This is a genomic window from Microbacterium sp. CPCC 204701 (genome assembly GCF_004010105.1).
Lineage (GTDB): Bacteria > Actinomycetota > Actinomycetes > Actinomycetales > Microbacteriaceae > Microbacterium.
Window position 1 is genome coordinate 1 of sequence record NZ_RRYE01000161.1, and the last position, 6,597, is coordinate 6,597.

Sequence of the window (6,597 nt, forward strand, 5' to 3'; positions counted from 1 at the left end):
GGCGCCCGTCTCGGCATCCGTGATCACGACCTTGCACGACTGCGTCGACGAATCGACTCCCATCACCAGCGTCATCGCCCTCGACCTCTCCTCATGTCCCGACTCCGGCCCCGGCTGTCCGAGTTCTCGGTCGAGGACTCCTGGCGGCAGGAAGGCGCCAGGGCGGCCTCGCGATGGGGCCCACACGGATCAGACGGATGCGGCGGCCGAGCGCGCAAGCCCGGCCGCCGCATCGACGAACGCCTCAGCCGCGGGCGCCGAGCAGGTGCTCGGTCGCGAGCTGCTGCAGGCGGACGAACCCGAAGCCCTTGCCGCCGAGGTAGGCGCCGGGGTCGAAGTCCTCGTAGGCCGAGCGGTCGGCGAGGAAGTCCTCGTACGTCTCGCCCTCGCCGAGGGTGGGCACCGACAGCTCGGGCACGCGGGCGGCTTCGAGCGCTTCCTGCACCTCGGGGTCGGCGCGGAAGGCGGCGGCGCGCTCCTTCAGCAGCAGGTACGTGCGCATGTTCGCGGCAGCCGACTCCCACACGCCCTTCTCGTCCTCGGTGCGGGAGGGCTTGTAGTCGAAGTGGCGGGGGCCGTCGTATGCGGGCACGCCGCCGGGGCCGCCGTTCTCGAGCAGGTCGACGAGGGCGAACGCGTTGTGCAGGTCGCCGTGGCCGAAGACGAGGTCCTGGTCGTACTTGATGCCGCGCTGGCCGTTGAGGTCGATGTGGAAGAGCTTGCCGTGGTACAGCGCCTGCGCGATGCCGGCGGCGAAGTTCAGGCCCGCCATCTGCTCGTGGCCGACCTCGGGGTTCAGACCCACGAGCTCCGGGCGCTCGAGCGAGTCGATGAACGCGATCGCGTGGCCGAGCGTCGGCAGCAGGATGTCGCCGCGGGGCTCGTTCGGCTTCGGCTCGATCGCGAAGCGGATGTCGTAGCCCTTGTCGACGACGTACTGCCCCAGGAGATTGACGGCCTCGCGATAGCGCTCGAGTGCCGCGCGGATGTCTTTCGCGGAGTCGTACTCGGCGCCCTCGCGACCGCCCCACATCACGAAGGTCTTGGCGCCGAGCTCGGCACCGAGGTCGAGCTGGCGGAACACCTTGCGCAGCGCATAGCGGCGCACGGCCCGGTCGTTCGAGGTGAAGCCGCCGTCCTTGAACACCGGCGCCGAGAAGAGGTTCGTCGTCACCATCGGCACGATGAGGCCGGTGTCGGCGAGGGTGCCCTTGAGCCGGTCGATCTGGGTCTGACGCTCGGCGTCGGTCGAGCCGAAGGCGAACAGGTCGTCGTCGTGGAAGGTGAGGCCGTACGCGCCGAGCTCCGAGAGCTTCTCGACGACGTGCACGACGTCGAGGGCGGGGCGCGTCGGTCCGCCGAACGGGTCGGTGCCGTTGTAGCCGACGGTCCAGAGGCCGAACGAGAACTTGTCGGCGCGGGTTGGGGTGGGCATGACGCTCCTTCGCGGTAAATGTTGCTGACGACAACCTATACCATGATGGATGCCGCGTCCAGCGATCGATCGAACGAGTTTCGCCGCGGTTCACGAGAGTTTCGAGGAGTAACATCTCTCCATGAGCGAGAGCCCGCGCGTCACCCTGGCAGAGATCGCCGCCGAGGCCGGCGTGTCGCTCGCGACCATGTCGAAGGTGCTCAACGGCCGCACCGATGTGGCGCCGGCGACCCGCGTCCGGCTCGAGGAGCACCTGGCACGGCATGGCTACACCCGGCGGAGCGTGCGCCAGCGCAACGAGTTCGTCGAGCTGGTGTTCCACGAACTCGAGCCGAGCTGGTCGATGGAGGTCATCGAGGGCGTCGAGGATGTCGCCCACGCCGCCGGGCTCTCCGTGGTGCTCACCGTCAGCGGCGACCGCCACGCGCCGTCGGCCGACTGGATCGACGGCGTGCTGCGGCGGCGGCCCGTCGGTGTCGTGCTCGTCTTCTCCGACATCGCCGAGCGCTTCCGCGAGAAGCTCCACTCGCGCGGCATCCCCTTCGTCATCGTCGACCCCGCGGGCGATCCTTCCCCCGACGTCCCGTCGGTCGGTTCGGCGAACTGGTCGGGCGGACTCATGGCCACGCGCCACCTCATCGAGCTCGGTCACCGGCGCATCGCCGCGATCACCGGACCCGAAGACATGATGTGCTCGCTGGCCCGCGTCGACGGGTACCGGTCGGCGATGAACGCGGCCGGCATCCCGATCGATCCCGAGCTCATCCGGTTCGGCGACTTCCACCCGGGTGGCGGCGAGCGCCACGCGCGCGAACTGCTGGCGCTCGCCGACCCCCCGACCGCGATCTTCGCCGGCAGCGATCTGCAGGCCCTCGGCGCGATCGCCGCCGGCGCGGCCGCAGGTCTCCGCGTGCCCGACGACCTCTCGGTGGTCGGATACGACGACATCGCTCTGTCGCGGTGGATGAGCCCGCAGCTGACCACCGTGCACCAGCCGCTGCGGCGGATGGGCGAGGAGGCGACGCGCCTCGCGCTGCGGCTGGCCGACGGCGCCGCGGTCGATACCCTCCGCATGGACCTCGCCACGCACCTCGTGGTGCGCGGCAGCACCGCCCCGCACGGCTGAGCCCCCCGTCCCCCTCGCCGTCGGCCCCGGTCGGGCTTCGGACTGAGGCATCCACCCCCACACACCCCGCGAAAACAGGTGATCTGCGCTACGCAGGACGATCGACGACCGAAACGTCCTGCGCTCGCCAGATCACCTGTTTTCGCGGGTGCGCGGGAACGACGGATGCCGCGACCGCGCGGCGCGGACATCCGAGGACGTCCGCACCGCACAGGCCAGGGCTGGTCGGCTACGGCTTGCCGCCGCCGACGGGTCGGACCGTCACCGTGAGCGGCTCGCTGACCGAGGGCGCGACGCCGTCGACCCCGGCGGTCTGCGGCGTGACGCCGGAGAACTCCGCTGTGAGCTCGTGCGTCCCTGCCTCGAGCGGGCCGATCACCAGGCGAGCGACGCCCTTCTTGTTCAGCGCCAGCGGCTCGCCGACGGGCTCGCCGTCCACGAGCAGCTGCACCGTCGCGCCGGCGACAGGCAGCGGTGCCGCGACCTTCATGGTGACCGGCACCTTCTGTGCGGAGACGACCTCGGTGCGGGGCACCGACACCGTCGTCTCGGACAGCTCGTACCTCGGCACCGCGATGTCGGTCCGCATTGCGGGAAGCGGGGCCTCATCGCCGAGGTAGAAGCTCGCGAAGCCGACCTGGTCGTAGCCGTTGTTCTTGCTGGCCACGCCGAGGCGGTACATCGGGTCGTGCATCAGCGTGCGGATGCCGTACTCGGTGGGCGCGAGGGTCGTCACGATGCCCAGGCGATTGCCACTCGCCCGCAGGATCAGCTCCTCGCGCCAGTCGCCGAACATGTCGGCCTTCAGTGTCGGAGTGCTCTTGTTGCCGGTCGATGTCATGCCTGTCGCGAGGTACGAGGTCGCCGCGAAGGTCTGATCGTTGATGCGGTTGATCGTCGCTCCGTTCACGCCCATGTGGGTCAGGCCCGAGCCGAACCAGATGGCGTTCTGGCCCTGTGCGATGCCGCGCGCCGTGCCCGTCGTCGTCAGGACCTCCCCTGTGACCAGGCTCCGGACCTCCCTCGTCGACGCCGCCGAGCCTGCCTGCGCCCCTGGCCAGCGGTTGGAGTAGTTGCCCGCGACGCTGCCCTCGTCGTCGCTGCCCTGATACGCGCCGTAGAGGAGCGAGTTCTCGTGGACGACCTCTCCCTGCTCGTTCAGCCGCTTGCCCTTCATGGGATCGTGGGCTTCGGGCCCGGGGATCCAGCCGAGATGCCGGCCGGTGCGGATGTCGTCGAGGAGGTGCTCCTCACTGCCGGACCACATCATGATCTTGTCGTCCTTGTCGACCGGAAGCAGCGCGGTGCGGTCACCGTGCCGCAGCGGCGCCCAGACGTTCAGCGGGTTGCTCCTCACCTCATCAGTGGCGAACTGAAAGCTCCCCGCGACCGGCGGGACGCTGTTCAGACCCTCGATCGTGGGCATCACGTCGCCGTTGAGCACCTTCGGCAGGATTTTGCTCTTGTCGGGGTTCAGGCCGAGGACCATCGCCTTGATCACGACTTCGTCCCAGCCGTCTCCATCGAGGTCGGCTGCCTTGGTGTCGTGGTTTCCGCGGTTCTGGTAGTCGTACGCACTCCCGCCCAGCGACCAGAACTGCGGGTCGGCCGAGTCGAAGGTCGCCTGGAGGTTGACCTCGCCGTCGACGATGTTGAAGGCGGCGAGCGTCGTCCGATGGTAGTAGCCGCGTTGCGACACCGCGTACTGGCTGACGCCGTCGAGCGCTGCCACGACACCGACGTAGCGGTTGGCGCGGTTGCCCTGCGCGTCACCCCACGAGGCGGCCTTCCAGGGGTTCTCGAGCCAGTAGGCCTCGGACTCGGCCATGATCTGCGCCTTGTAGTCGCTCGCCGACGTACCCGCACCGGGACCGGGGAACGCCAGGTAGGCGTAGTTGCCGCGCTGGGTGGCCGGCGTCATGGCCCAGTTCTCGCCGTCGACACTCGCCTGGTAGGTGTGCGGATACGGCTCGCTGTCGACGAGCGTGCCCTGGGCGGCTTCGGCATCCCACTCGAAGGCCGAGAAGAACTCCTGGTCGTCCTTGGCGGGACCGATCGGCCCGACGTGGTACGTCTTGATCCACCGCTTCAGCGCCGGGTCGTTGGGCCCGTCGTTGCCACCGCCGACTGTCGGGCTGCGGTAGCTGATGGTGAAGCTGTTCAGAAGCGACCAGTACGTGTCGAGGGCCTCCTCGTCACCGGTTGCGAAGTACTCCTTGAATCTCTCGGTGGTCGCGTTCAGTCCGTCTTCGCCGCCGACGACGGTCTCGAGCGTCTCGGGGTAGACGACCGACTGCGACCCCTCGTCCCAGTTGCCGATCCGAGTGCCGAGAGCCGTCTTGAGCATGAGCTCGGACCTGCCGTCGCCGTCGAAGTCCTCGGCGAACAGCGTCGTCTCGTGGTCGTTCGCGGCTCGGACGTTGTACCCCATGTCGACGCGGAACAGCAGCGTGCCGTCCTGCTTGTAGACGTCGATGTACTCAGGCGCGGTCGTGGTGTTGCTGCCGCCGAAGATCGGCTCGGAGTACATCGGGTCCTGCTGGGTGCTGCGCCACTTCACGACGATCTCGTACTCGCCATCGCCGTCGAAGTCGCCCACTGTCATGTCGTGCGTGGAATACGAGGCGCTCTGCGAGGTGTGGATCGCACCGGATCCGGTCTTCGCGTACGGCAGCTTCACTCCGCTGTCGAGGTTCTCGACGTACTGGATGAACTTGCCTTCGAGCTCGGCGTACAGGGCGTCGCCGATGAGACCGTCGGGGTCAAGCTGTGCCGTCGGCTGCCAGGTCTCGCCGTTGTGCGCGTTGAGCTGGTCGACCCAGCCACCCAGCTGCTCGGCCGTCACCCGCGTCTGCGCGTCGTGGGGCTCGCGGAACGCGCGCAGCAGGTTCATGTCGACGACGTGCCAGTGCTGCGCACCTGTGCCGGGGATCACCATGTTCGCCGGGTTCAGGCCGGTGCCCGGTCCGAACCGGAATCCGCGATACATGAAATGCGCGAGCGGCACGGGTGCGGGCGCAGGCTTGAGGGGGATGTAGTGCACCGCTCCTCGGCCGGCCTGCCCGGCCTGGCCCGAGAGGCTCGAGAGCATCGGGGCGCTCATGCCCTCGCGGGCGCCCTCGACGCCGTCGACGACCGCGGCCACCTCGTAGATCGAGGCGACCGTGCCGTCGGGATCGGTGTAGTTCGACGGAGTGGTGTTCTCCTTCACCACGCCCGGGTTCGTCGGGTAGGCGCTCTCGGGCTGCACGGCGCGCGGGGCGATGGTGGCGATCTTCGCGAAGGCCGCGTCGCCGTCTTTGCGGTACACGTTCCACGACAGACCGTCGGGCTCGTCGCCGAGGAATCGCCAGCTCAGGAACACCCCGCCCTGCACCTGCGCGGCGACCAGCCCGCGCGTCAGGTACTCCACCGGGCGGAGGTCGGCCGAGTCCGCGGGCGGGGATGCGGCGACGGCGGCCGTGGCTGGCGGGCTCATCCCGAACAGGGACAGCCCCACGGCCGCGGCCAGGGACAGGGTTCCGATCTTCGACAACGGCTTTCGCACGTCACACTCTCCTTCGAGCGATCTTCGGATGCCGGGACCTGGGGGACCCCGGAGGCGGTCGCCGAGGGAGTGATACGTTTCATCTCCCGATGGAATCACCGTCAACACTCCGGCAACCGCTTTCCCACATCGTGCCCCGATCCGTGCGAGAGCGCAAGACCCTGATTCGCGGCATCCGTCGCCCCCCACACCCCCACGCGCCGCTTGTGCGAAAACAGGTGATCTGGCCTACGCAGGACGATCTGCGACCAGAAGGTCCTGCACTCGCCAGATCACCTGATTTCGGATGCCGCACGACCGCGAGGCGCGAGCATCCGAAGACATCCCGCGCGGGGGGCGACGGCCACCGCGCGCTGGGCCCCACACCTGCACGGTGACGGTGACCGGCTCGCTCACGGAGGGTGCGACGCCGTGGGCGCCGGCCACAGCGCCCGAGCCCCGCGGCGTCAGGTGCGGACGATCACCTCGGGGCGCAGCGCGCGGTCGCGG

At 69.1% G+C, this 6,597-nt stretch carries 3 protein-coding genes; 1 reads left to right on the plus strand and 2 read right to left on the minus strand.

Annotated elements, in window-relative coordinates; translation table 11 throughout:
• Nucleotides 1-244: 244 nt before the first annotated feature.
• Nucleotides 245-1,435 carry a xylose isomerase gene (gene xylA / locus EIO58_RS10585; protein ID WP_127819512.1) on the minus strand — a complete coding sequence of 397 codons (1,191 nt, stop codon included), beginning with the start codon at nucleotides 1,433-1,435 and terminating at the stop codon, nucleotides 245-247.
• 121 nt (nucleotides 1,436-1,556) lie between these two features.
• Between xylA and EIO58_RS10590 the strand changes: the two genes are divergently transcribed.
• A complete protein-coding gene (locus EIO58_RS10590; protein WP_127819513.1) occupies nucleotides 1,557-2,561 on the plus strand; it encodes a LacI family DNA-binding transcriptional regulator in 1,005 nt (334 codons plus the stop codon).
• A 229-nt stretch (nucleotides 2,562-2,790) separates the two neighbouring features.
• Here the strand turns inward: EIO58_RS10590 and EIO58_RS10595 are convergent, their stop codons facing one another.
• A complete protein-coding gene (locus EIO58_RS10595) occupies nucleotides 2,791-6,108 on the minus strand; it encodes a rhamnogalacturonan lyase family protein (RefSeq protein ID WP_127819514.1) in 3,318 nt (1,105 codons plus the stop codon).
• Nucleotides 6,109-6,597: the final 489 nt, after the last annotated feature.

Coding starts and splice junctions, on each gene's coding strand:
- EIO58_RS10590 (WP_127819513.1), top strand. CDS start 1,557: ATGAGCGAGAGCCCGCGCGTCACCCTGGCAGAGATCGCCGCCGAGGCC.
- xylA (WP_127819512.1), bottom strand. CDS start 1,435: ATGCCCACCCCAACCCGCGCCGACAAGTTCTCGTTCGGCCTCTGGACC.